The following is a 25,706-nucleotide window of genomic DNA, read 5'->3' on the forward strand; positions in this document are numbered from 1 at the left end:
GCCGCTGCCCGAGGAGATGACCACGTGGCGACTGAGGACAAGTACCTCGAGTACCTGAAGCGGGCCACCGCCGACCTGCGCGAGGCGCGCAAGCGCCTCCGCGACGTCGAGGACAGGGCGACCGAACCCATCGCGATCGTCGCGATGTCGTGCCGCCTGCCCGGCGGGGTCTCCACCCCGGAAGAGCTGTGGGACCTCGTCGCGGGTGGCCGCGATGCGATCGCGGGCTTCCCGGCCGACCGCGGCTGGCAGGTGGAGGACGTCCCGCTGGAGGGCGGGTTCCTCTACGGCGCCAGCGAGTTCGACCCGGCGTTCTTCGGGATCTCGCCGCGAGAGGCCCTCGGCACGGACCCGCAGCAGCGGCTCTTGCTGGAGACCTCGTGGGAGGCCTTCGAACGCGCGGGCATCGACCCGACGACGTTGCGCGGCAGCCGGACCGGCGTGTTCGCCGGTCTGATGTACCACGACTACGTCATGCGCGACATCGCGCCGCCGGAGGGCGTCGAGGCGTACCTCGGCAACGGCAGCGCGGGCAGCATCGCCACCGGCCGGATCGCCTACACGCTCGGACTCGAAGGCCCGGCCGTCACCATCGACACCGCGTGCTCGTCGTCGTTGGTCGCGCTGCACTGGGCCGTGCAGGCCCTGCGGCTGGGCGAGTGCGACATGGCACTGGCCGGCGGTGTGGCCGTGATGTCCACGCCCGGCACGTTCATCGACTTCGCCCGTCAGGGCGCGCTGGCCGCCGACGGCCGCTGCAAGGCGTTCGCGGCCGAGGCCGACGGCACCGGCTGGGGCGAGGGCGCCGGCATGCTCCTGGTGGAGCGGCTGTCCGACGCCGTCGCCAACGGCCACCCCGTGCTCGCGGTGGTGCGCGGCAGCGCCATCAACCAGGACGGTGCGTCGAGCGGCCTGACCGCCCCGAACGGGCCGGCGCAGCAGCGGGTCATCCGGCAGGCGCTCGCGTCCGCCGGTCTGTCCACTTCGGACGTCGACGCGGTCGAGGCACACGGCACCGGTACCCGGCTGGGCGACCCGATCGAGGCGCAGGCCCTGCTGGCCACCTACGGTCAGGACCGCACGGAGCCGCTGTGGCTGGGCTCGCTGAAGTCCAACGTCGGCCACACCCAGGCCGCCGCGGGTGTCGCGGGCATCATCAAGATGGTCATGGCGCTGCAGAACGGCGTGCTGCCCAAGACCCTGCACGCCGAGACGCCGACCCCGCAGGTCGACTGGTCGGAAGGCAACGTCAAGCTGCTGACCGAGGCGCGCGAGTGGCCCGCCTCCGACCGTCCGCGCCGCGCCGGCGTGTCGTCGTTCGGCATCAGCGGCACCAACGCCCACCTGATCATCGAGCAGGCGCCGGCCGCCGCGGAACCCGGTGAGCACACCGGTCCGGTGACCGTGCCGTTCGTGCTGTCGGGCAAGACCGAGCAGGCGCTGCGCGCGCAGGCCGCCAAGCTCCGCGACCACCTGACGGCGAACCCCGGCCTGAACCCGCGCGACCTCGCCTGGTCGCTCGCCACCACCCGCACCGCGCACAGCCACCGCGCCGCGATCGTCGGCAGCGACCTGGCCGACGTGACGCGCGGGCTCGACACCCTGTCCTGCGGCGTCGCGAAGGAAGAGGGCCTCGCGTTCCTGTTCACCGGTCAGGGCAGCCAGCGGGCCGGGATGGGGCGTGAGCTGTACGCCGCGTTCCCGGTGTACGCCAAGGCCTTCGACGAGGTGGCCGCTCTGGTCGACGTGCGGGACGACCAGCTCGACCGCACGGAGTTCACGCAGCCCGCGATCTTCGCCCTCGAGGTGGCGCTGTACCGGCTGGTCGAGTCGTGGGGCGTCCGCCCGGACTTCCTGGCGGGGCACTCGATCGGTGAGATCGCGGCCGCCCACGTGGCCGGCGTGCTGTCGCTGGAGGACGCGGCGACGCTGGTGTCGGCGCGGGCTCGCCTGATGCAGGCCCTGCCGGAGGGCGGGGCGATGGTGGCGGTGCAGGCCACCGAGGACGAGGTCACGCCTCACCTGTCCGACCTGGTGTCGCTGGCCGCGATCAACGGGCCGAACGCCGTTGTCGTCGCCGGTGCGGAAGACGCTGTGCAGCAGGTGATCGCGCAGTTCCCGGACCGCAAGTCGAAGCGGCTCAGCGTGTCGCACGCGTTCCACTCGCCGTTGATGGACCCGATGCTGGACGACTTCCGCGCGGTGGTGTCGAAGCTTTCGTTCAGCGCGCCGAAGATCGCGATGCTCGGCGACGTGACGGACCCGGAGTACTGGGTGCGCCACGTCCGGGACACCGTCCGGTTCGCCGACACGATGGCCGAGCTGGAGTCGCGGCACGTCCGCAAGTTCCTGGAGATCGGCCCGGACGGCGTGCTGGCCGCGATGGCCGACGTCCCGGTCATCCCGTTGCTGCGCAAGGACCGCCCCGAGACCGAGACCGTCGCGGCCGCGGTGGGCGCCCTGCACGTCGGCGGCGTCGCCGTCGACTGGACCGCGTTCTTCGGCGGCGGCAACCGGGTCGACCTGCCCACCTACGCGTTCCAGCGCGACCGCTACTGGCTCTCCGAGGTGTCCGGCGTCCGCCTCGGCGCGTCGATCCACCCGCTGCTCGGCTCGGCCGTGTCGCTCGCCGACTCGGACGGCCTGGTCCTGAGCGGCCACCTCTCGCTCGACACCCACGAGTGGCTGGCCGACCACGCGGTGCACGGCGTGGTCCTGTTGCCCGGCACCGCGTTCGTGGAGCTGGCGATCCGCGCCGCCGACGAGGTCGGCTGCGACCTCGTGGAGGAGCTCACCCTCGAAGCGCCGCTGGTCGTGCCGGAGCACGGCGGCGTGCAGGTCCAGGTCGGCGTCAGCGGCCCGGACGAGACCGGGCGCCGCGCGCTGACCGTCCACTCGCGACTCGACGGCCCGTGGACCCGGCACGCCACCGGCACGGTGTCCCCGGCCGCGCCCGCACCCGCCCACGAGCTGACCGAGTGGCCGCCGGCCGCCGAACCGGTCGCCGCCGACGCGCTCTACGACACCCTGGCGAGCGCCGGACTGGTCTACGGCCCGCTGTTCCAGGGCGTCCAGGCGGTCTGGCGGCGCGGGGACGAGCTGTTCGCCGAGATCTCGGTCGACGCCGAGAGCGGCGACACCGCGGCGTTCGGCCTGCACCCCGCTCTGCTGGACGCGGCCCTGCACCCCCTGGCCCTGGTCACCGACGGCGCCGCCAAGCTCCCGTTCGCCTGGCGCGACGTCGCCCTGCACGCCGTCGGTGCCACCGAACTGCGCGTGCGGCTGGCTCCGGCCGGTTCCGGCTACGAGCTGAACGTCGCCGACGGCACCGGCGCACCCGTCGCCACCGTCGGATCGCTGGTGCTGCGCGAGGTCGGCCAGCTCGCGCAGGCCCACACCGAGTCGCTGTTCCACGTCGACTTCGCGCCGATCAGGACCGGCGACGCGCAGGCCACGATCGTCGAGGCCGCGCTGGACGCCGACCTGGCGACCATCACCACCGTGCCCGACGTCGTGCTGGTTCCCCTGCGCTCCACCGGGTTCCGCGCCGACGAGGTCCACGACGCCGTCCAGACCGCGCTGCGGCTGGTCCAGGCGTGGCTCGCGGACGACCGGTTCGCCGCCGCCCGCCTGGCGTTCCTCGCGGGCGACCTGACCCAGGACGGACCGGCCAGCGCCGTGTTCGGCCTGATCCGTTCCGCGCAGAGCGAGCACCCGAACCGGTTCCTGCTGATCGAGAGCGACGGTTCCGAGGCTTCCCACCGGGTCCTGCCGGCGGCCGTGCTCGCCGACGAGACCCAGCTCCAGCTCCACGGCGGCGGCGTCCGTGCGGCCCGGCTCGCCCGCAGCCCGCAGAACCGCGTCGACGCACCCGTGCTCGACGGCACGGTCCTCGTCACCGGCGGCACCAGCGGCCTGGGCGCGTTGTTCGCCCGGCACCTCGTCACCGGGTACGGCGTGCGGCAGCTGCTGCTGATCTCCCGGCGCGGCCCGGAATCGCCCGGCGCGGCGGACGTGGTCGCCGAGCTGGAGAACCTCGGTGCGACGGTCACGGTCGCGGCCTGCGACGCGGCGGACCGCGACGCGCTCGCCGCGCTGCTGGCCGACCACCCGGTGACCGCCGTCGTGCACTCCGCCGGCGTGCTGGACGACGGCGTGATCGAGGCGCTGACCCCCGAGCAGGTCACCCGCGTGCTGCGGCCGAAGGTCGACGGCGCGATCAACCTGCACGAGCTGACCACGGACCTCAAGGCGTTCGTGGTGTTCTCCTCCTCGGCCAACGCGCTGGGCAACGCGGGGCAGGCCAACTACGCCGCGGCCAACTCGGTGCTGGACGAGCTGGTCCGGCACCGCCGGGCCACCGGTCAGCACGGCCTGTCACTCGCCTGGGGCCTGTGGACCGGCGTGGGCGGCATGGACGTCGACGACGCCACGGTCAAGCTGATGACCCGCATGGGCGCGCGTCCGCTGACCGAGTCCGAAGGGCTCGCGCTGTTCGACGCCGCGTTCACCTCCGGCCTGCCGGTCCAGGTGCCCGTGCACCTCGACACCAAGGTCCTGAGTGGACTCACCGGCGTGTCCGCGTTGCTGCGCGGTCTGGTCCGCCCGGCGAAGCGCGCCGCCCGCACCACCGCCGCCGCCTCGGCCCAGACGACCGTGCTGTCGCGCGCCGAGCTGATCGACATCGTCCGCCACCACGTGGCCGAGGTCCTCGGCTACGCCACCGGCGACGACGTGGAACCGTTGCTGGCGTTCAAGGAACTGGGCTTCGACTCGCTCACCGCGGTCGAGCTGCGCAACCGGCTGAGCGGCCACACCGGCCTCCGGCTGCCCGCCACCCTGGTCTTCGACTACCCGACGCCGCTCGCTCTCGCCGAGCACCTGCGGGACGAACTGGGCGGCGCCGCCACCACCGCCACGGTGACCGAGCCGGTCGTCCTCGGCTCCGACGAGCCGATCGCCATCATCGGCATGAGCTGCCGGTTCCCCGGTGGCATCACCACGCCGGAAGACCTGTGGCGACTCGTCGACGAGGGCGCCGACGCCATCACGCGCTTCCCGGCCAACCGCGGCTGGGACCTCGACGGCCTCTACCACGAAGACCCCGACCACCCCGGCACGTCCTACGTGCGCGACGGCGGTTTCCTGCACGACGCCGCCGAGTTCGACCCCGCGTTCTTCGGCATCAGCCCCCGCGAGGCCCTCGCGCTGGACCCGCAGCACCGGCTGCTGCTGGAAACCACCTGGGAGGCCTTCGAACGCGGTGGCATCGACCCCGCGTCCGTGCGCGGCAGCCGCACCGGTGTGTTCGCCGGGATCATGTACCACGACTACTCGTCGGTGGTGGAGCGCGGCGTCGAGGAGGTCGAGGGCTACCTCGGCACCGGCGGCAGCCTCGCGTCCGGCCGCGTCTCCTACACGTTCGGGCTGGAAGGCCCCGCGGTCACCGTCGACACCGCGTGCTCGTCGTCGCTGGTGGCACTGCACCTGGCCGTGCAGGCGCTGCGCAACGGCGAGTGCACGCTCGCCCTGGCCGGCGGCGCCACCGTGATGGCGACCCCGTCCACGTTCGTCGGCTTCAGCCGCCAGCGCGGTCTCGCCCCGGACGGCCGCAGCAAGTCCTTCGCGGGCGCGGCGGACGGCACGAGCTGGAGCGAGGGCGCGGGCATGCTGCTCGTCGAGCGCCTGTCGGACGCCCGCCGCAACGGTCACCCGGTGCTCGCCATCGTGCGGGGCAGCGCGGTCAACCAGGACGGCGCGTCCAACGGCCTCACCGCCCCCAACGGCCCGTCCCAGCGCCGCGTGATCCAGCAGGCGCTGGCCAGCGCTCGACTGTCCACTGCGGACGTCGACCTGGTCGAGGCGCACGGCACCGGCACCCGGCTCGGCGACCCGATCGAGGCGCAGGCCCTGCTGGCCACCTACGGCCAGGACCGCACCACCCCGCTGCTGCTCGGCTCGATCAAGTCGAACATGGGCCACCCGCAGGCCGCGGCCGGTGTCGCGGGCATCATCAAGGTCGTCGAGGCGATGCGGCACGGCGTCGTGCCGAAGACGTTGCACGTCGACGTGCCGACCCCCGAGGTCGACTGGACCGCGGGCGCCGTCGAGCTGACGACGACCGCGCGTCCGTGGCCGGAGACCGGTCGCGCCCGCCGCGCCGGTGTGTCGTCGTTCGGCATCAGCGGCACCAACGCCCACGTGATCATCGAGCAGCCGCCGGCCGAAGACGTTCCCGAAGCCCGCGAGGTCCGCGAGTTCCCGCGGCCGTGGGTGCTCTCCGGCCGGACCCCCGCCGCGCTGCGCGGTCAGGCGCTCGCGCTCGCCGCGCACGTCGAGGCGCACCCGGAACTGGACCCGCTGGACATCGGCCACTCGCTGGTGACCACCCGCACCGCCCACGAGCACCGGGCCGTGGTCTTCTCCGGCGAGAACGCGCTGCGCGACCTCGCCGCGGTCGGCCGCGCGGAGGTGCCGGGCGGCAAGCTCGCGTTCCTGTTCACCGGTCAGGGCAGCCAGCGGCTCGGCATGGGCCGCGAGCTGTACGACGCGGTGCCGGAGTTCGCGCGGGCCTTCGACGAGGTGCGCTCGCACTTCGACCTCCCCCTGCGGGACATCGTGTTCGGCTCGGACGCGGCGGCGCTCGACCAGACCGCCGTCACCCAGCCCGCGCTGTTCGCGGTCGAGGTCGCGTTGTTCCGCACGCTGGAGCACTGGGGGATGACCCCGGCCCACGTGGCCGGCCACTCGATCGGTGAGATCGCCGCGGCCCACGTCGCGGGTGTCCTCTCACTCGAGGACGCGGCCAAGCTCGTCGAGGCGCGCGGCCGGTTGATGCAGGCGCTGCCCGCCGGTGGCGCGATGGTCGCCTTGCAGGCCACCGAGGACGAGGTCACGCCTCATCTGTCCGATCTGGTGTCACTGGCCGCGATCAACGGCCCCGACTCCGTTGTCGTGGCGGGGGAGGAGAACGCGGTCCAGCAGGTGGTCGCGCGGTTCGGCGACCGGAAGTCCAAGCGGCTCAGCGTGTCGCACGCGTTCCACTCGCCGTTGATGGACCCGATGCTGGACGACTTCCGCGCTGTGGTCACGGGATTGACGTTCCACGAGCCGCAGATCGCGATGCTGGGCGAGGTGACGGACCCGGAGCACTGGGTGCGCCACGTCCGGGACACCGTCCGGTTCGCCGACACGATGAAGGCACTGGAGGCCGCGGGCGCCGGAACGTTCGTCGAGATCGGCCCGGACGGCGTGCTGGCCGCGATGGCCGACGTGCCGGTGTTCCCGGTGCTGCGCAAGGACCGTCCCGAGGTCACCACGCTGCTCCAGGCCGTCGGCCAGGCCTACGCGGCCGGAGCGGACGTGGACTGGACGAAGCTGCTGCCCGGTGGCCGCAGGGTCGACCTGCCCACCTACGCGTTCCAGCGCCAGCACTACTGGCCGACGGCCGGTGTGGCGTTCGGCGACGTGACCTCCGTCGGTCTCGGCGACGCCGACCACCCGCTGCTGGGTGCCGCGGTGTCCCTGCCCGACGGCCACCTGTTCACCGCCCGGCTGTCCGTCGAGACCCACCCGTGGCTCGCCGACCACGTCGTGTCCGGCACGGTGCTGGTGCCCGGCACCGCGTTCGCCGAGATGGCGTTCCGCGCGGGTGCCGAGGTCGGCTGCGACCTGGTCGAGGAACTGACCCTGGAAGCACCGCTCGCCCTGCACGGCCCGGTCCAGCTGCGGCTGGCTCTCGGCGAGCCGGACGACGACGGCCGCCGTTCGCTGACCGTGCACTCGCGGCCGGAGGGCGACGAGCCGTGGACGCGGCACGCCACCGGATCCCTGCTGCCGCAGGCCCCGCGGGCCGGCTTCTCGCTCGCGCAGTGGCCGCCCGCCGCGGAACCCGTTGAGGTGGAGGAGGTCTACCCCGGCCTCGCGGCCGCCGGACTGGAGTACGGCCCGGCGTTCCAGGGCCTGCGCGCCGCGTGGCGCACCGGCGAGGAGATCTTCGCCGAGGTCGCGCTGGACGGCACGGCCGACCGGTTCGGCCTGCACCCCGCCCTGTTCGACTCGGTGCTGCACGCCCTCTCGCTGGGGGCGGAGGCGGGGGAGACCCGGCTGCCGTTCGCGTGGCGGGGTGTCGCTCTGCACGCCGAAGGTGCCACGGCACTGCGCGTGCGCATCTCCCGGGCCGGCGACGGCTTCGCGCTGGAGATCGCCGACGGCACCGGCGCGCCGGTCGCCTCGGTGGACTCGCTGGTGCTGCGGGCCTTCTCGCCCGACGAGGTCGGCGCGCCGCCCGTGAGCCGCTCGCTCTTCCAGATCGACTGGGTGCCGGTCACCGGCACCGAGCAGATCGGCGTGGTCGAGGCCGAGATCACCGACGAGTCCGTGTCGGCCGCCGTGCACCAGGCACTGGCTTCGGTGCGCTCCTGGCTCGCCGAGGACCGTCCCGCCGAGCGGCTGGTCTTCGTGACCCGCGACGCGGTCGCGGTCAAGCCCGGCGACGACGTCACCGACCTGATCGGTGCCGCGGTGCGCGGCCTGGTGCGGTCGGCGCAGTCCGAGAACCCCGACCGGTTCGTGCTGGTGGACACCGACTTCACGCTCGACCTGGCCGCCGCCGTGGCGACCGGTGAGCCCGAGATCGCGGTGCGCCAGGGCGTCGCGCTCGCCCCGAGGCTCGCCCGTGCGTCGTCCACTGTGGACGCCAAGCTCTCGTTCGACGGCACGGTGCTGGTCACCGGCGCCACCGGCGCGCTGGGCGCGGTCTTCGCGAAGCACCTCGTCACCGGGTACGGCGTCCGCGACCTGCTGCTCACCTCGCGGCGCGGTCCGGACGCCCCCGGTGCCACCGAGTTGCGCGACGACCTGGTCGCGCTGGGCGCGTCGGTCGAGGTCGTCGCCTGCGACGTCGCCGACTTCTCCGCGCTGAAGAACCTCCTGGACGACCGGGTCGTGGGCGCCGTCGTGCACACCGCCGGTGTGCTGGACGACGCCACGATCACCTCGCTCACCCCGGAGCAGGTCGAGACCGTGTTGCGCCCCAAGGTGGACGCGGCGCGCAACCTGCACGAGCTGACCCACGACCTGTCCGCGTTCGTCGTCTTCTCCTCGGCCGCGGGCACGTTCGGCAACGCCGGCCAGGGCAACTACGCCGCCGCCAACGCCTACCTCGACGCCCTCGCGCAACACCGCGTGGCACAGGGGCTTCCGGCGCTGTCGCTGGCCTGGGGCCTGTGGGAGGACACCGGCGGCATGACCGCCGAGCACCTCAGCCGGCTGGCCACGCTGTCGGCGGACGAGGGCGTCCGGCTGTTCGACCTGGCTCCCACCACCGGTAACCCGGTCGTGGTGCCGATGCGCCTCGACGTCGCCGCGCTCAAGGGCACGGCCGTCCCGCCGCTGCTGAGCGGGCTCGTCCGCACCACGCGCCGGGCCGCCACCGCGGTGGCCGGGGACTCGGGGCTGCGCGACCGGCTCGCCGGGCTGTCCTCGGCGGAGCAGGACGCGGTGCTGCTCGATCTGGTGCGCGGCCAGGCGGCCGACGTGCTCGGTTACGGCGGCGCGGACGACGTGGACGCCGTCCGGTCGTTCCGCGAGCTGGGCTTCGACTCGCTCACCGCGGTCGAGCTGCGCAACCGGCTCGCGGCCGACACCGGCCTGCGGCTGCCCGCGACGCTCGTCTTCGACTACCCGTCACCCCTCGCGCTGGTCGAGCACCTGCGCGCCGAGCTCGGCGGAGCGGCCACCGCGGTGACCGGCCCGGTGACGGTCGACGTCGTCGACGACGAGCCGATCGCCATCGTCGGCATCGGCTGCCGGTTCCCCGGTGGCGTCACGTCCCCGGAGGACCTGTGGCGCCTGCTGGAGGACGGCGGCGACGCCATCGGCGGCTTCCCCACCGACCGCGGCTGGGACATCGAGAACCTGTACCACCCGGACCCGAGCCACCAGGGCACCTCGTACTCGCGTGAGGGCGGATTCCTCTACGACGCCAGCGAGTTCGACCCCGCCTTCTTCGGCATCAACCCGAAGGAAGCGCTGGCGATGGACCCGCAGCAGCGCCTGCTGCTGAAGACCTCCTGGGAGGCCCTCGAACGCGCGGGCATCGACCCGCACACCCTGCGGGGCAGCCGGACCGGCGTGTTCGCCGGCGTCATGTACCACGACTACGCGTCGCGGCTGCGGTCCGTACCGGACGGCATCGAGGGCTACCTCGGCACCGGCAGCTCGGGCAGCGTCATCTCCGGCCGCGTGTCCTACACGTTCGGCCTGGAGGGCCCGGCCGTCACGGTCGACACGGCGTGCTCGTCGTCGTTGGTGGCACTGCACCTCGCCGTGCAGGCGTTGCGCAGCGGTGAGTGCACGCTGGCGCTGGCCGGCGGTGTGACCGTGATGGCCACGCCCGGCACGTTCATCGGCTTCAGCCGCCAGCGCGGTCTCGCCGCCGACGGCCGCTGCAAGGCGTTCTCCGCCGACGCGGACGGCACCGGCTGGGGCGAGGGCGCGGGCATGCTGCTCGTCGAACGCCTCTCCGACGCCCGGCGCAACGGCCACCCCGTGCTCGCCATCGTGCGGGGTAGCGCCATCAACCAGGACGGTGCGTCGAATGGTTTGACGGCGCCGAACGGCCCGTCGCAGCAGCGGGTGATCCGCCAGGCGCTGGCCAACGCCGGTCTGTCCACTTCGGACGTCGACGTGGTCGAGGCGCACGGTACCGGCACCTCGCTGGGCGACCCGATCGAGGCGCAGGCGCTGCTCGCGACCTACGGTCAGGACCGCGCGCAGCCGCTGCTGCTCGGCTCGATCAAGTCCAACCTCGGCCACACCCAGGCCGCCGCGGGCGTCGCGGGCATCATCAAGATGGTCATGGCGCTGCGCCACGGCGTGCTGCCGAAGACGTTGCACGTCGGGGAGCCCTCACCGCGCATCGACTGGACCGCGGGCGCGGTCGAGCTGCTCACCGAGCAGGTCGCGTGGCCGTCGGTCGACCGGCCGCGCCGGGCCGCGGTGTCGTCGTTCGGCATCAGCGGCACCAACGCGCACACGATCATCGAGCAGGCACCGGAGGAGGAGCCGGTCGAGACCGGCGCCGACGTCGAACTGCCGTGGATGATCTCGGCCCGCACGGCCGGGTCGTTGCGCGGCCAGGTCGAGCGGCTCGGGCAGCACGTGCGCGACCGTGAGCTGCGCACGCTCGACGTCGCGTACTCGCTCGCCACCAGCAGGTCCACCTTCGAGCACCGCGCGTTCGTGGTGCAGCCGGCGCAGGACGGGCTCGACGAGGTCGCGCTCACCGGGGTGGCGGGCCACGGCAAGCTCGCGTTCCTGTTCACCGGCCAGGGCAGCCAGCGGCTCGGTATGGGCCGCGACCTGTACGACCGGTTCCCGGTGTTCGCCGAGGCCTTCGACGCCGCGTGCGCCGAGCTCGACGCGCCGGTGCAGGAGGTCGTGTTCGGCATCGACGTCACCGCGCTCAACGAGACCGGCACGGCGCAACCCGCGCTGTTCGCCATCGAGGTCGCGCTGTACCGGCTGTTCGAGCACTGGGGCGTGAAGCCGGACTTCCTGGCGGGGCACTCCATCGGTGAGATCGCGGCCGCCCACGTCGCCGGGGTGCTGTCCCTGGCCGACGCGGGCAAGCTCGTCAGCGCTCGCGGCCGCCTCATGCAGGCGCTGCCGACCGGCGGTGCGATGGTCGCGGTGCAGGCCACCGAGGACGAGGTCACGCCTCACCTCACCGACCTCGTGTCCATCGCGGCCGTCAACGGCCCCAACGCGATCGTCGTCGCCGGTGCGGAAGACGCCGTGCAGCAGGTGGTCGAGCAGTTCCCGGACCGCAAGTCCAAGCAGCTCACCGTCTCGCACGCGTTCCACTCGCCGCTGATGGACCCGATGCTGGACGACTTCCGCGCCGTGGTCTCGACGTTGACGTTCCACGAGCCCAAGATCGCGCTGCTCGGCGACGTGACGGACCCCGAGCACTGGGTCCGGCACGTGCGGGACGCGGTCCGGTTCGCCGAGGCCGTCACGACGCTCGAAGCCAAGGGCGTGCGGACGTTCGTGGAGCTCGGCCCGGACGCCGTGCTCACCGCGATGGGCGCGGAGAGCGCCGAGGAGGCCGTGTTCGTCTCCGCGCTGCGCAAGGGCCGCGGGGAGGTCCAGACGCTGTTCCACGCTCTCGGCACCGCCTACGTGCGGGGCGCGAAGATCGACTGGACGACGTTCTTCGCGGGCACCGGCGCCCGCCGCGTCGACCTGCCGACCTACGCGTTCGACGACGAGCGCTACTGGCTGAACGACGGCTCGGCCGCCACCGGTCAGGGGCTCGCCGCGACCGGGCATCCGTTGCTCGGCGCCGGCATCGGGCTGCCCGACTCCGACGGTCATCTCTTCACCGGCAGCATCGGCCGGGGCAGCCTCCCGTGGCTTGGCGACCACGCGGTCTCCGGCACGGTCCTGCTGCCCGGCACGGCGTTCGTCGAGATGGCGCTGCGGGCGGGCGAGGAGGCCGGCTGCGGGGTGCTCGAAGAGCTCACCCTCGCCGCACCGCTGGTCCTGCCCGAGCACGGCAGCGTCCAGGTGCAGGTGCTCGTCGGCGGACCCGACCACGAGGACCGCCGCACCGTCACCGTCCACTCACGACTCGACGACGAGCCGTGGACCCGGCACGCCACCGGTGTGCTGGCGGTGGCCGGGGACCGACCTGCAGGCGGACTGGACGTGTGGCCGCCGCTCGACGCCATGCAGGTCGACGTCGGCGGTCTCTACGACGGCTTCGAGGCGATCGGCCTGGAGTACGGCCCGGCGTTCCAGGGCCTCAAGGCTGCCTGGCGCCGTGACGACGAGGTGTTCGCCGAGATCGCGGTCGACGCCGAGGACGCGGGGGAGTACGGACTGCACCCGGCGCTGCTCGACGCATCGCTGCACGCGGTCGGTCTCGGCGAGTTCTTCGAGAACACCGGCCAGGCGCGGCTCCCGTTCGCCTGGAGCGGCGTCCGGGTGCACGCGGTCGGCGCGTCGGCGTTGCGGATCCGGATGGCCAAGGCCGGCGCGGACTCGGTGACGCTGGAGATCGCGGACCCGACCGGCGCACCGGTCGCCTCGGTCGAGTCGCTGGTGCTGCGGCCGCTCGCGGCCGACCAGCTCGGCGGCGGCGGCTTCACCCGCTCGCTCTACCGGGTCGACTGGACGCCGACCACCAGCCCGGCCGCCTCCGCGGCCACGTGGGCGGTGCTCGGCCCGGACGACCTGAAGCTCGGCCACCTGCTGGACCTCCCGGTGCACGCCACCCTCGCCGAGATCGGCGACGTGGACGCGGTGCTCGTGTCCGCGGTGGCGGACCTGAGCGTCGGCAGCGGGTACGCGGACGCCACGAGGGCCGGCGTCGAACGGATCCTCGGCCTGGCCCAGGAATGGATCGCCGAGGACCGCGACGCCAAGCTGGTCGTGGTGACCAAGGGCGACGTGGCGGGTGCCGCCGTGCACGGCCTGGTCCGCTCGGCCCAGGCCGAGAACCCCGACCGGTTCGTGCAGGTGGAACTGGACGACCACGAGGACTCGCCGCGCGCACTGGCCGCCGCGCTCGCCACCGGTGAGCCGCGGATCGCGATCCGCGAGGGCGCCCTGCACGTGCCGAGGCTGGCGCGGGTGCGGGCGGCCGAGGACGCGAGGCCGGAGTTCCGGGCCGGTGGCACGGTGCTGCTGACCGGCGCGACGGGCGCGCTCGGCGCGTTGTTCGCGAAGCACCTGATCACCGCGTACGGCGTGGACGGCCTCCTGCTCACCAGCAGGCGCGGTCTGGACGCGCCCGGTGCGCCCGAGCTGCGCGACGAACTGCGCGCCCTGGGTGCGACGGTCGAGATCGCCGCGTGCGACGTGGCCGACCGGGAAGCGTTGGCAGGCTTGTTGAATGAGCACGCGGTTACCGCCGTGGTGCACGCTGCGGGTGTGCTGGACGACGGCGTGTTGACCTCGCTCACCCCGGAGCGGCTGGAGAAGGTGTTGCGGCCCAAGGTGGACGCGGCCTGGAACCTGCACGAGCTGACCGGTGACCTGGACGCGTTCGTCCTGTTCTCGTCCGCCGCCGGCACGTTCGGCAACCCGGGCCAGGCCAACTACGCCGCCGCGAACTCGTTCCTCGACGCGCTCGCCCAGCACCGGCGCGAGCAGGGCCTGCCCGCCCTGTCACTCGGCTGGGGCCTCTGGGAGGACACCGGCGGCATGACCGCCGACTCCGCCCGGCTCGGCACCGCACTGTCCGAAGAGGAGGGTGTCGCGCTGTTCGACACCGCGCTCTCCGGAACGGACGCCGCGGTCGTGCCGATGCACCTCGACACCTCGGGGATCGGTGACCGGGTGCCCGCCCTGCTCAGCGGACTGGTCCGCGGCAAGGCACGGCGCGCGGAGGCCGCGGTGGCCGAGGAACCGCTCAGCAAGCGGATCGCCGGGCTCTCCGACGGCGACCGGGACCAGCTGCTGCTCGACGTCGTGCGCTCGCACGTCGCCAAGGCCCTGGGCCTGTCCGGCCCGGACGCCGTCGACGAGCACCGCGCGTTCCAGGACCTCGGCTTCGACTCGCTCAGCGCGGTCGAGCTGCGCAACGGACTGAACGCCGCGACGGGCCTGAAACTGCCCGCCACGCTGGTGTTCGACTACCCGACCCCGGCGGCGCTGGTCGACCAGCTGCGCGCCGAGGTCAAACCCGACACACCCGCCGGGGCGCCGCTGGCGCTCGGCGATCTCGACCGACTGGCCGCCGAGCTGATCGAGCTCGGCAAGGACGACACCGCCCGTGCGCGGATCACCGAACGGCTGCAGGCGGTTCTCGCCGGACTGGCGTCCGCGCCGGAGTCCGACGGGGATCTGGACACGGCCACGGACGACGAACTCTTCGACATGCTGGACCAGGAGCTGACGTGACGATGGACAACGAGGAGAAGCTCCGCGACTACCTCAAGCGCGCCACAGCGGACCTGCGTCAGGCCCGGCGCCGCCTGAAGGAGGTCGAGGAGTCCGACCGGGAGCCCATCGCCATCATCGGCATGGCCTGCCGCTACCCCGGTGGCGTCAAGAGCCCGGAAGACCTGTGGGACCTGGTCGCCGGCGAGCGCGACGCCATCGCGCCGCTGCCGACCGACCGCGGCTGGGACATCGACGGCCTGTTCGGCGACGACCCCGAGGCGACCGGCCAGAGCTACGTCGCGAAGGGCGGGTTCCTCTACGACGCCAGTGAGTTCGATCCGGCGTTCTTCGGGATCTCTCCCCGTGAGGCGCTGGCGATGGACCCGCAGCAGCGGCTGCTGCTGGAGGCGTCGTGGGAGGTGTTCGAACGCGCCGGGATCGACCCGGCCGCGGTCAAGGGCACCAAGACCGGCGTCTACGCCGGCGTGATGTACCACGACTACGCGACCGGGCTGACCGAGGTGCCGGAGGAAGTCGGCGGCTTCCTGAGCACCGGCACGGCCGGCAGCGTCGTCTCCGGCCGCGTCGCCTACTCGCTCGGCCTGGAGGGCCCGGCCGTCACGATCGACACCGCCTGCTCGTCGTCGCTCGTCGCGCTGCACTGGGCGATCCAGGCGCTGCGCAAGGGCGAGTGCACGCTCGCGCTCGCCGGTGGCGTCACGGTGATGGCCACGCCCGGCACGTTCCTCGAGTTCTCCCGCCAGAAGGGGCTCGCGTCCGACGGCCGCTGCAAGGCGTTCGCGGCGTCGGCCGACGGCACCGGCTGGGGTGAGGGCGTCGGCATGCTCCTGGTGGAGCGGCTGTCCGACGCGCAACGCCTGGGCCACAACGTGCTCGCGGTCATCCGCGGCAGCGCGATCAACCAGGACGGCGCCTCGAACGGCCTCACCGCGCCCAGCGGCCCGTCACAGCGCCGCGTCATCGGGCAGGCGCTGGCCGACGCCGGTCTGACGACCCGCCAGGTCGACCTGGTGGAGGCGCACGGCACCGGCACCAAGCTCGGTGACCCGATCGAGGCGCAGGCGCTGCTCGCGACCTACGGCCAGGACCGCGCGGAACCGCTGCGGCTCGGCTCGATCAAGTCGAACATCGGCCACACCCAGGCCGCGGCGGGCGTCGCGGGCATCATCAAGATGGTCATGGCGATCCGCCGGGGCGTGATGCCGAAGACCCTGCACGTGGACGAGCCGTCCCCGCACATCGACTGGTCGGCCGGCGCGGTCGAGCTGCTGACCGAGCAGCGCTCCTGGCCGGAGACCGGCGAACCGCGCCGTGCCGCCGTGTCGTCGTTCGGGTTCAGCGGCACGAACGCCCACACGATCATCGAGCAGGCGCCGGAGTCCGAAGAGGACGTTCGCCCGGCCGGCACCGAGCGGGTGCTGCCCTGGGTGCTGTCCGCCCACGGTGAGACCGCGCTGCGGGCCCAGGCCGCGCAGTTGCGCGAGCACCTGGCCACCACGGACGCGTCCGCCGCCGACGTCGGCTACTCGCTCGCCACCACCCGTTCCCGCTTCCCGCACCGCGCGGTGCTGCTCGGCACGCAGAAGTCCGACTTCGCGCTGGACGCGCTGATCGGCTCCGAGGTCACGGCCGACGTCGTCGAGGGCGTCGCGGACGTGCGCGGCAAGGTCGCGTTCGTGTTCCCCGGCCAGGGTTCGCAGTGGGTCGGCATGGCCCTGGACCTGTTGGACACCAACGAGGTCTTCCGCGCCCGGATGGCCGAGTGCGAGCAGGCGCTGTCGTCCTACGTGGACTGGTCGCTGATCGACGTGCTGCGCGAGGCTCCCGGCGCGCCGGGCTTCGACCGCGTCGACGTCGTGCAGCCCGCCCTGTGGGCCGTGATGGTGTCGCTGGCCCAGGTCTGGCGCTCGCTGGGCGTCACGCCCTCCGCCGTCGTCGGCAGCTCGCAGGGTGAGATCGCCGCCGCCTGCGTCGCGGGTGCGTTGTCCTTGGACGACTCGGCTCGGGTGGTCGCGTTGCGCAGCCAGGCCCTGGGCGCCTTGTCCGGGCTCGGCGGCATGGTCTCGGTCTCCCTGCCGGTCGCGCAGGTCCGGGAACGCCTGACCCGCTGGGAGGGCAAGCTCTCCGTCGCCACGGTCAACGGTCCGCGCGCCACCGTGGTGTCCGGCGACAACGACGCGCTGGACGAGCTGCTGGCCTCGTGCGAGGCCGACGAGGTCCGCGCCCGCCGCATCGCGGTGGACTACGCCTCGCACTCCGCGCACGTCGAGATCATCCGCGACGAGCTCGCGAAGCTCCTCGCGCCGGTCCGGCCCGTCGCGGCCGAGATCCCGTTCTACTCCACCGTCACCGGCCTGCCGGTCGACGGCACCGCGCTCGACGCCGAGTACTGGTACACGAACCTGCGCGAGACGGTCGAGTTCGAGCAGGGCGTGCGGCTGCTGGTCGAGAAGGGCCACCGGTTCTTCCTGGAGATGAGCCCGCACCCGGTGCTCACCATGTCCGTGCAGGACATCGTCGACGAGACCGGCACCGAGGCCGTCGTGCTCGGGTCGCTGCGCCGCGACGAGGGCGGCCTGCCCCGGCTGCTGACCTCGCTGGCCCAGGCCCACGTCCGGGGCCTGCCGCTCGACTGGGAGGCGGTGTTCGCGGGCACCGGTGCCCGCGCGGTCGAGCTGCCCACCTACGCGTTCCAGCGCCAGTCGTTCTGGCTCGACACCGGCGGTTCCGGCTACGGCGACGTGTCGTCGGCCGGCCTCGGCGTCACCGACCACGCGCTGCTCGGCGCCGCCGTCGCGCTGCCGGACTCCGGCGGCTACCTGTTCACCGGCAGGCTGTCGCAGCGCACCCACCCGTGGCTCGCCGACCACCGCGTCAACGACGTGGTCCTGCTGCCCGGCACCGCGTTCGTCGAACTCGCCATCCGCGCCGGCGACCAGGTCGGCTGCGGCGTGCTGGACGAGCTCACGCTGGAAGCGCCGCTGGTGCTCGGCGAGCACGAGGCCGTCGTGGTCCGCGTGGCGCTCGACGACGCCGACGAGGACGGCGTGCGCACCGTCTCGGTGTTCTCCCGCGTCGAGCACGCGGACGACGACGAGCCGTGGACCCGCCACGCCACCGGCACCCTGGTCGCCGACGGTGGCGCGACCGCCGCGGACCTGACGGCGTGGCCGCCGCCGGGAGCCGAGCCGGTCGACACCTCCGAGCTGTACGACGGACTCGCCGCCATCGGCCTGGGCTACGGGCCGACGTTCCGCGGCCTGCGCGCCGCGTGGCGCTCCGGCGACGAGGTGTTCGCCGAGGTGGCGCTGCCCGAGGGCGTGAAGGTGGCCGGCTTCGGCCTGCACCCCGCGCTGCTCGACGCCGCGTTGCACGCGGTCGGCCTCGGGAAGTTCCTGGACGTCACGACCACGCCGTGGCTGCCGTTCTCCTGGACCGGTGTCCGGCTGGACGCCGCCGGTGCCGCCGCGCTGCGGGTGCGGATCGCCGCCGTCGGCTCGGGGTCGGTGTCCGTCACCGTCGCCGACGAGACCGGTCAGCCGGTCGCCTCGGCCGACGAACTGGTGCTGCGCCCCATCTCCCAGCAGCAGGCGGCCACCGGGTCGGCCCGGTCGCTGTTCCGGGTCGACTGGCAGGTGCTGCCGGTCGAGGCGGACCAGACCTCGCTCGCCGACGTGCCGGACGTCGAGGTGGTCGCGCTGGACGTCGCTCCCACCCTGCCCGCCATCCCGGATGCCGACAGCGTCCGCTCCGCCGTGCACTCCGCCCTGGAGCGCGCGCAGGCCGCTCTGAACACCGAGTCCCGCCTGGTCTTCCTCACCACCGGCGCGGTGCCGGTCGGCGACATCACCGACCTCGCCGGTGCCGCGGTCTGGGGCCTGATCCGCTCCGCCCAGACCGAGAACCCGGACCGCTTCGTCCTGGTCGACACCGACGACACCCCCGCGTCGGCCGCCGTGCTGGCCGCCGCCGTGGCCACCGGGGAACCCGAACTCGCGATCCGCGAGGGCGTCGTCCGCGTGCCCCGGCTGACCCGCGCCGCGGTGTCCACTTCGGACGCGCCGGCGTTCCGCCCGGACGGCAGGGTGCTCGTCACCGGCGCCACCGGCGTGCTGGGCGCGTTGCTGGCCCGCCACCTGGTGACCGTGCACGGCGTGCGCGACCTGGTGCTGACCAGCAGGCGCGGCCTCGACGCCCCCGGCGCCACCGGCCTGCGCGACGAACTCGCCGGGCTCGGCGCGTCGGTGACGATCGCGGCCTGCGACGCCGCCGACCGCGAGGCGCTCACCGCGCTGCTGGCTGAGCACCCGGTGACCGCCGTCGTGCACACCGCCGGCGTCCTCGACGACGGCGTGCTGTCCTCGCTCACCCCCGAGCGCCTGGACCTCGTGCTGCGGCCCAAGGTCGACGCGGTGCTGAACCTGCACGAGCTGACCGGAGAGCTGGACGCGTTCGTCCTGTTCTCCTCCGCGGCCGGCACGTTCGGCAACGCGGGCCAGGCCAACTACGCCGCCGCCAACGCCTTCCTGGACGCGTTCGCCGTGCAGCGCAGGGCCGCCAGGCTGCCCGCGCTGTCCCTGGCCTGGGGCCTGTGGGAGCAGGCCAGCGAGATGACCGGCGAGATGGCCGACACCGACCGCGGCCGCGTGGGCGCCGGTCTGTCCTCATCGGACGGTCTGGCGCTGTTCGACGCCACCCTCGCCGCCACCGAGCCGGTCCTCGTGCCGATGCACCTGGACACCGCCGGACTGCGCGGCGCGGGCGCCTCGGTGCCGCCGCTGCTGCGCGGCTTCACCCGCGCACCGGGCCGGCGCACCGCGTCGGCCGCCGACCAGGCCGCCGCGTCCTCGCTGGCGCAGCAGCTGTCCGCACTGCCCCAGAACGAGCAGACCCGCACCCTGGTCACGTTGATCGGCACGCACGTCTCCGCGGTGCTCGGGTTCTCGTCCGCGGAGTCCCTCGACTCGTCGAAGGCGTTCCGGGAACTCGGTTTCGACTCGCTGACGGCCGTCGAGCTGCGCAACCGGATCAACGCCGCCACCGGCCTCAAGCTGCCGGCCACGCTGGTCTTCGACTACCCGACCTCGGACGTGCTCGCCGAGCACCTGCGCGACAAGATCGTCGGTGCGGGTGGTGGGGCGGCGGTCGTCAGGGCGGCGACCTCCACCGACGACGACCAGATCGCCATCGTCGCGATGGCCTGCCGGTTCCCCGGCGGCGTCAAGACGCCCGAGGACCTGTGGGCGCTGCTCGCGGGCGGCGGGGACGCGATCGGCGGGTTCCCGCCGGACCGCGGCTGGAACATCGACTACCTGACCGAGGCCTCGAACGCCGCCGAGGGCGGGTTCATCTACGACGCCAGCGAGTTCGACCCGGCGTTCTTCGGCATCAACCCGCGTGAAGCCCTCGCCATGGACCCCCAGCAGCGCCTGCTGATGGAGACCTCCTGGGAAGCCGTGGAACGGGCGGGCATCGACCCGTCGTCGTTGCGCGGCAGCCAGACCGGTGTGTTCGCCGGCATGATGTACCACGACTACGGCACCCGGCTCACCGCGCTGCCCGAAGAGGTCGGCGGCTACTTCGGCACCGGCACCGCGGGCAGCGTCGCCTCTGGCCGGATCGCCTACACCCTCGGGCTCGAGGGCCCGGCGGTCACCGTCGACACCGCGTGCTCGTCGTCGCTGGTCGCGCTGCACCTCGCGGCGCAGGCACTGCGCAGCGGCGAGTGCGACCTCGCTCTGGCCGGTGGCGTCACGGTGATGGCCACGCCCGGCGTGTTCGTCGAGTTCAGCACCCAGGGCGCCATGGCACCCGACTCGCGCTGCAAGCCGTTCGCGGCCGCCGCCGACGGGTCGAGCTGGGGCGAGGGCGCCGGCATGCTCGTCGTCGAACGCCTGGCCGACGCTCGCCGCAACGGCCACCCGGTGCTCGCCGTCCTCAAGGGCACGGCGGTCAACCAGGACGGCGCCTCCAACGGCCTCACCGCCCCCAACGGCCCGTCGCAGCAGCGCGTGATCCGCCAGGCGCTGGCCAACTCCGGTCTGTCCACTTCGGACGTCGACGTGGTCGAGGCGCACGGCACCGGCACGAAGCTCGGCGACCCGATCGAGGCGCAGGCCATCCTGGAGACCTACGGGCAGAACCGGTCCACGCCGGTGCTGCTGGGCGCGGTCAAGTCCAACCTGGGCCACACCCAGGCCGCCGCCGGTGTCGCGGGCGTCATCAAGATGGTCATGGCCATGCGGCACGGCGTCGTGCCGAAGACGCTGCACGTCGACGCGCCGTCCCCGCACATCGACTGGACGTCCGGCGCGGTCTCGCTGGTGACGGAGACGACCCCGTGGCCCGAGACCGGCCGCACGCGCCGCTCGGCGGTGTCCTCGTTCGGCATCAGCGGCACCAACGCGCACGTCGTGCTGGAGCAGGCCCCCGAGGTCGCCGAGGAGCCGGGGGAGTGGACGACGCTGCCGTTCGTGCTGTCCGGCAAGACCCCCGAGGCGCTCGCCGCCCAGGCCGCGAAGCTCCGCGACCACCTGACCGCCCACCCCGACGCGAACCCGGCCGACGTGGCCTTCTCGCTCGCCACGACCCGGTCGCTGCTCGAGCACCGCACCGCCGTGGTCGCGAGCGACCGCGACGAACTGCTGGCGGCGCTGGAGAACCCGGCGATCGCGACCCCGGCCGGTGGCAGGCTGGCGTTCCTGTTCACCGGTCAGGGCAGCCAGCGGGCCGGCATGGGGCGCGAGCTCTACGACGCCTTCCCGGCGTACGCCAAGGCGTTCGACGAGGTCGCCGCTCTGGTCGATGTGAGGGACGAGGAACTCGACCGCACGGAGTTCACCCAGCCCGCGATCTTCGCGCTCGAAGTCGCGCTCTACCGGCTCGTCGAGTCGTGGGGCATCCGACCGGACTTCCTGGCCGGGCACTCGATCGGTGAGATCGCCGCGGCCCACGTTGCCGGGGTGCTCTCGCTGGAGGACGCGGCCACGTTGATCAGCGCCCGTGCGCGGCTGATGCAGGCACTGCCCGAGGGCGGCGCGATGGTCGCGTTGCAGGCCACCGAGGACGAGGTCACGCCTCATCTGTCCGATCTGGTGTCGCTGGCTGCGATCAACGGGCCGAACGCCGTGGTGGTGGCCGGTGCGGAAGACGCTGTGCAGCAGGTGGTCGCGCAGTTCCCGGACCGCAAGTCCAAGCGGCTCAGCGTCTCGCACGCGTTCCACTCGCCGTTGATGGACCCGATGCTCGACGACTTCCGGGCCGTGGTCACGGGATTGACGTTCCACGAGCCCCAGATCGCCATGCTGGGCGAGGTGACGGACCCGGAGTACTGGGTGCGGCACGTGCGCGGCACGGTCCGCTTCGCCGACGCGATGCGGACCCTCGGCGACCAGGGCGTGCGGACGTTCCTGGAGCTGGGCCCGGACGGCGTGCTGGCCGCGATGGCCGACGTGCCCGTGATCCCGGCCCTGCGCAAGGACCGGTCCGAGGTCCTCGGCATCACCACCGCGGTCGCGGCGCTGCACACCCGTGGCGTCCGGATCGACTGGGCCGCGTTCTTCGCCGGTGCCCGCGTGGTCGGCCTGCCGACGTACGCGTTCCAGCGCGAGCGGTACTGGCTGGAGGCCCCGGCGGGCGCCGACGACGGCACCGCCGCCGGGCTGGGCCTGGTCGCGGGCAGCCATCCGCTGCTCGGCGCCGAGGTCTCGCTGCCGGAGTCGGGCGCGCTGGTGTTCAGCGGCCGGATCTCCCTGCACACCCACCCCTGGCTCGCCGACCACGCCGTCAACGGGGTGGTCCTGCTGCCCGGCACGGCCTTCGTCGAGATGGCGCTGCAGGCCGGTGCCGGTGACGTGCTGGAGGAGCTGACCCTCGAAGCGCCGCTGGTGCTCTCCGGGCACGGCGGGGTGGCGTTGCGGGTCATGGTCGGCGAGCAGGAGGCCGACCGGCGCGCGGTGACCGTCTTCTCGCGGACCACCGACGACGCCCCGTGGACCCGGCACGCGACCGGTGTCCTGGCCCAGGCCGCCGACGAGGCGGGCGACGATCTCACGGCGTGGCCGCCCGCCGGCGCCGAGCAGGTGCCGGTGGACGGGCTCTACGACGACTTCGCCGCACTGGGCCTCGAGTACGGCCGGGCGTTCCAGGGCCTGAAGGCCGCCTGGCGTCGTGGCGACGAGGTCTTCGCCGAGGTCGCGCTGGACGCCGACACCACGGCGTTCGGCCTGCACCCGGCGTTGCTCGACGCCGCCCTGCACGCCATCAGGATCGGTGACTTCGTCGACGGCACGCGTCTGCCGTTCTCGTTCAACGGTGTCCGCCTGCACGCCGTCGGCGCGCAGGAGTTGCGGGTCCGGATGTCGAGCGCGGGCACGGACGCGGTGTCGCTGCTGGTCGCCGACGCGACCGGTGCGCCGGTCGCGTCCATCGACTCGCTGGTGCTGCGCCCGCTCGCGGTCACGCCCGTCGCCACCGACTCGCTGTTCCACGTCGAGTGGGTGCCGGTTCCGGCCGCTCCCGCCGAGGTCGAGGTGGTCGAGATCGCCGGCACGGTGTCCGAAGCCGTGCACGCGGCTCTCGCGAAGGTGCGGGAGCACGCCGAGTCCGACGCCCTGGTGGCGTTCGTGACGCGGGGCGCGGTCGCGGTCCGGCCCGGTGACGACGTGACCGACCTGGCGGGCGCCGCCGTGCGCGGCCTGGTCAAGTCGGCCCAGGCCGAGCACCCCGGCCGGTTCGTGCTGGTCGACCTCGCCGAGGGCGCCGAGCTCGTGCTCGGTGCCGACGAACCCGACGTCGCGGTCCGCGACGGCCAGGCCTTCGCGCCGCGGCTGGTCCGCACGGTGTCCGAAGTGGACGACCAGGTGACGGGCCTCGGCGCCGGACCCGTGCTGATCACCGGTGCCTCCGGTGGTCTGGGCGCGCTGTTCGCCCGCCACCTCGTCACCGAGCACGGCGTGCGGGACCTGGTGCTGGCCAGCAGGCGTGGCCCGGACGCGCCGGGAGCAGAAGACCTGCGCGCCGAACTGACCGGACTCGGCGCCGGCGTCGAGATCGTGGCGTGCGACGTGGCCGACCGCGACTCGGTCGCCGCGCTGCTGGCCGCCCACCCGGTGCGCGCCGTCGTGCACACCGCCGGTGTGCTGGCCGACGCCACCATCGGCTCGATGACCGCCGACCAGGTCGACCAGGTCCTGCGGCCCAAGGTCGACGCCGTGCGCAACCTGCACGAGCTCGCGGGCGACCTGGACGCGTTCGTGGTGTTCTCCTCGGCCGCGGGCACGTTCGGCACGCCCGGCCAGGGCAACTACGCGGCCGCCAACGCCTACCTCGACGCCGTCGCGCGGCAACGCCGGGCGCGCGGCCAGGCAGGGCTCTCGCTGGCCTGGGGCCTGTGGGACGACCTCGGCGGCATGACCGCCGACCAGGACAGGCTGGGACGTGCCGGTGTCGCGGCACTCGGCGTGGCGGAGGGGCTGGCGCTGTTCGACCGCGCGGTGCGCGGCGCGCAGCCGGTCGTGGTGCCGATGAAGCTCGACACCGCCGGTCTGCGCGGCGCCGGTGCGGGCCTGCCCGCCCTGCTGCGCGGCCTGGTCCGCACCACGACGAGGCGTGCGGCGTCGGCGACCGCCACGCTGGACCTGCGCAGCCTGTCCACCCAGGACCGGGGCGCGGCACTGCTGGAGGCCGTGCTGACGCACACCGCCGCGGTGCTGGGCTACGGGTCGAAGAAGGTCGAGCCGGACCAGCAGTTCCTGGAGCTGGGCTTCGACTCGCTCACCTCGGTCGAACTGCGCAACGTGCTGAACGAGGTCACCGGGCTGCGGCTGCCGCCGACCCTGCTGTTCGACCACCCGACGCCCGCGCTGGTCGCCGAGCACCTCGACCGCGAGATCGGGATCCCCGGAGACAGCGCCGCCGCGACCACCGCGACCGCCACGGCCGGCACGCTCGGCCTGCTGTCCAGGCACGCCACCGAGACCGGTCGCGGCGAGGACTTCATGGGCCTGCTGATGGCGATGTCGGCGTTCCGGCCGTCGTTCTCCGGCCCGGAGGACCTGCCGGAACCGTTGCACCGCATCAAGATGGCGAAGGGCGAGGGCAAGCCCGGCCTGATCTGCTTCCCGCCGATCCTCGCCAACTCCGGGCCCCAGGTCTACGCGCGGTTCGCGCACGCGTTGCGCGACGAGCGGGACGTCTCGGTGGTCTCGACGCCCGGCTTCCTCGCGGGGGAGCTGGTGCCCGCGTCCATCGACGCCATCGTCCGGGCGCAGGCCCAGGCCGTGCTCGAGCAGGCGGAAGGTGAGCCGTTCGTGCTCGTCGGCCACTCCTCGGGCGGCACGCTGGCGCACGGCGTGGCCGCACACCTGGAGAGCATCGGCAAGCCCGCCGAGGCACTCGTGCTGATGGACATCTTCCGCCACGACCGCGAGTCCCTGTCGCGCGTGCACCCCGAGTTCGTCGGGGGTGCGGCGGAGGGAGACACCGCAGGGGGAGGAATCCCCGCGCCGGGCGACGCCGGGGTGCTCGACGACCAGCGACTGACCGCGATGGGCGCGTACTGCCGCATCTACGCGGGCTGGCGGCCGACGGCCATCAGCACGCCGACGCTCCTGGTGCGGGCCACCGAACCGCTGCCCGGCACCGAGCCCGGCAGCGACTGGCGGTCCACCTGGGACTTCGAGCACGCGGTCCTGGACACCCCGGGCACGCACTTCTCGATGATAGGCGAGCACTCGGCCACCACCGCGGCGGCCGTGCACACGTGGTTGTCCGATCGGCGGGGATGACGA

The 25,706-nt window shown here is 73.5% G+C and carries 2 protein-coding genes; both read left to right on the top strand.

Annotation, left to right across the window (positions count from 1 at the left end; genetic code table 11):
* Positions 1–24: 24 nt before the first annotated feature.
* Positions 25–14,913, top strand: coding sequence for an SDR family NAD(P)-dependent oxidoreductase (locus QSK25_RS04170; protein WP_285633073.1), 14,889 nt, complete (start codon positions 25–27; stop codon positions 14,911–14,913).
* Complete coding sequence (locus tag QSK25_RS04175; protein ID WP_502881805.1) at positions 14,910–25,703, top strand: SDR family NAD(P)-dependent oxidoreductase; 10,794 nt, start codon at positions 14,910–14,912, stop codon at positions 25,701–25,703. The genes QSK25_RS04170 and QSK25_RS04175 overlap by 4 nt, the downstream gene beginning before the upstream one ends.
* Positions 25,704–25,706 lie beyond the last annotated feature (3 nt).

It is taken from the genome of Lentzea sp. NBRC 102530 (genome assembly GCF_030269365.1).
Taxonomy (GTDB): domain Bacteria; phylum Actinomycetota; class Actinomycetes; order Mycobacteriales; family Pseudonocardiaceae; genus Lentzea.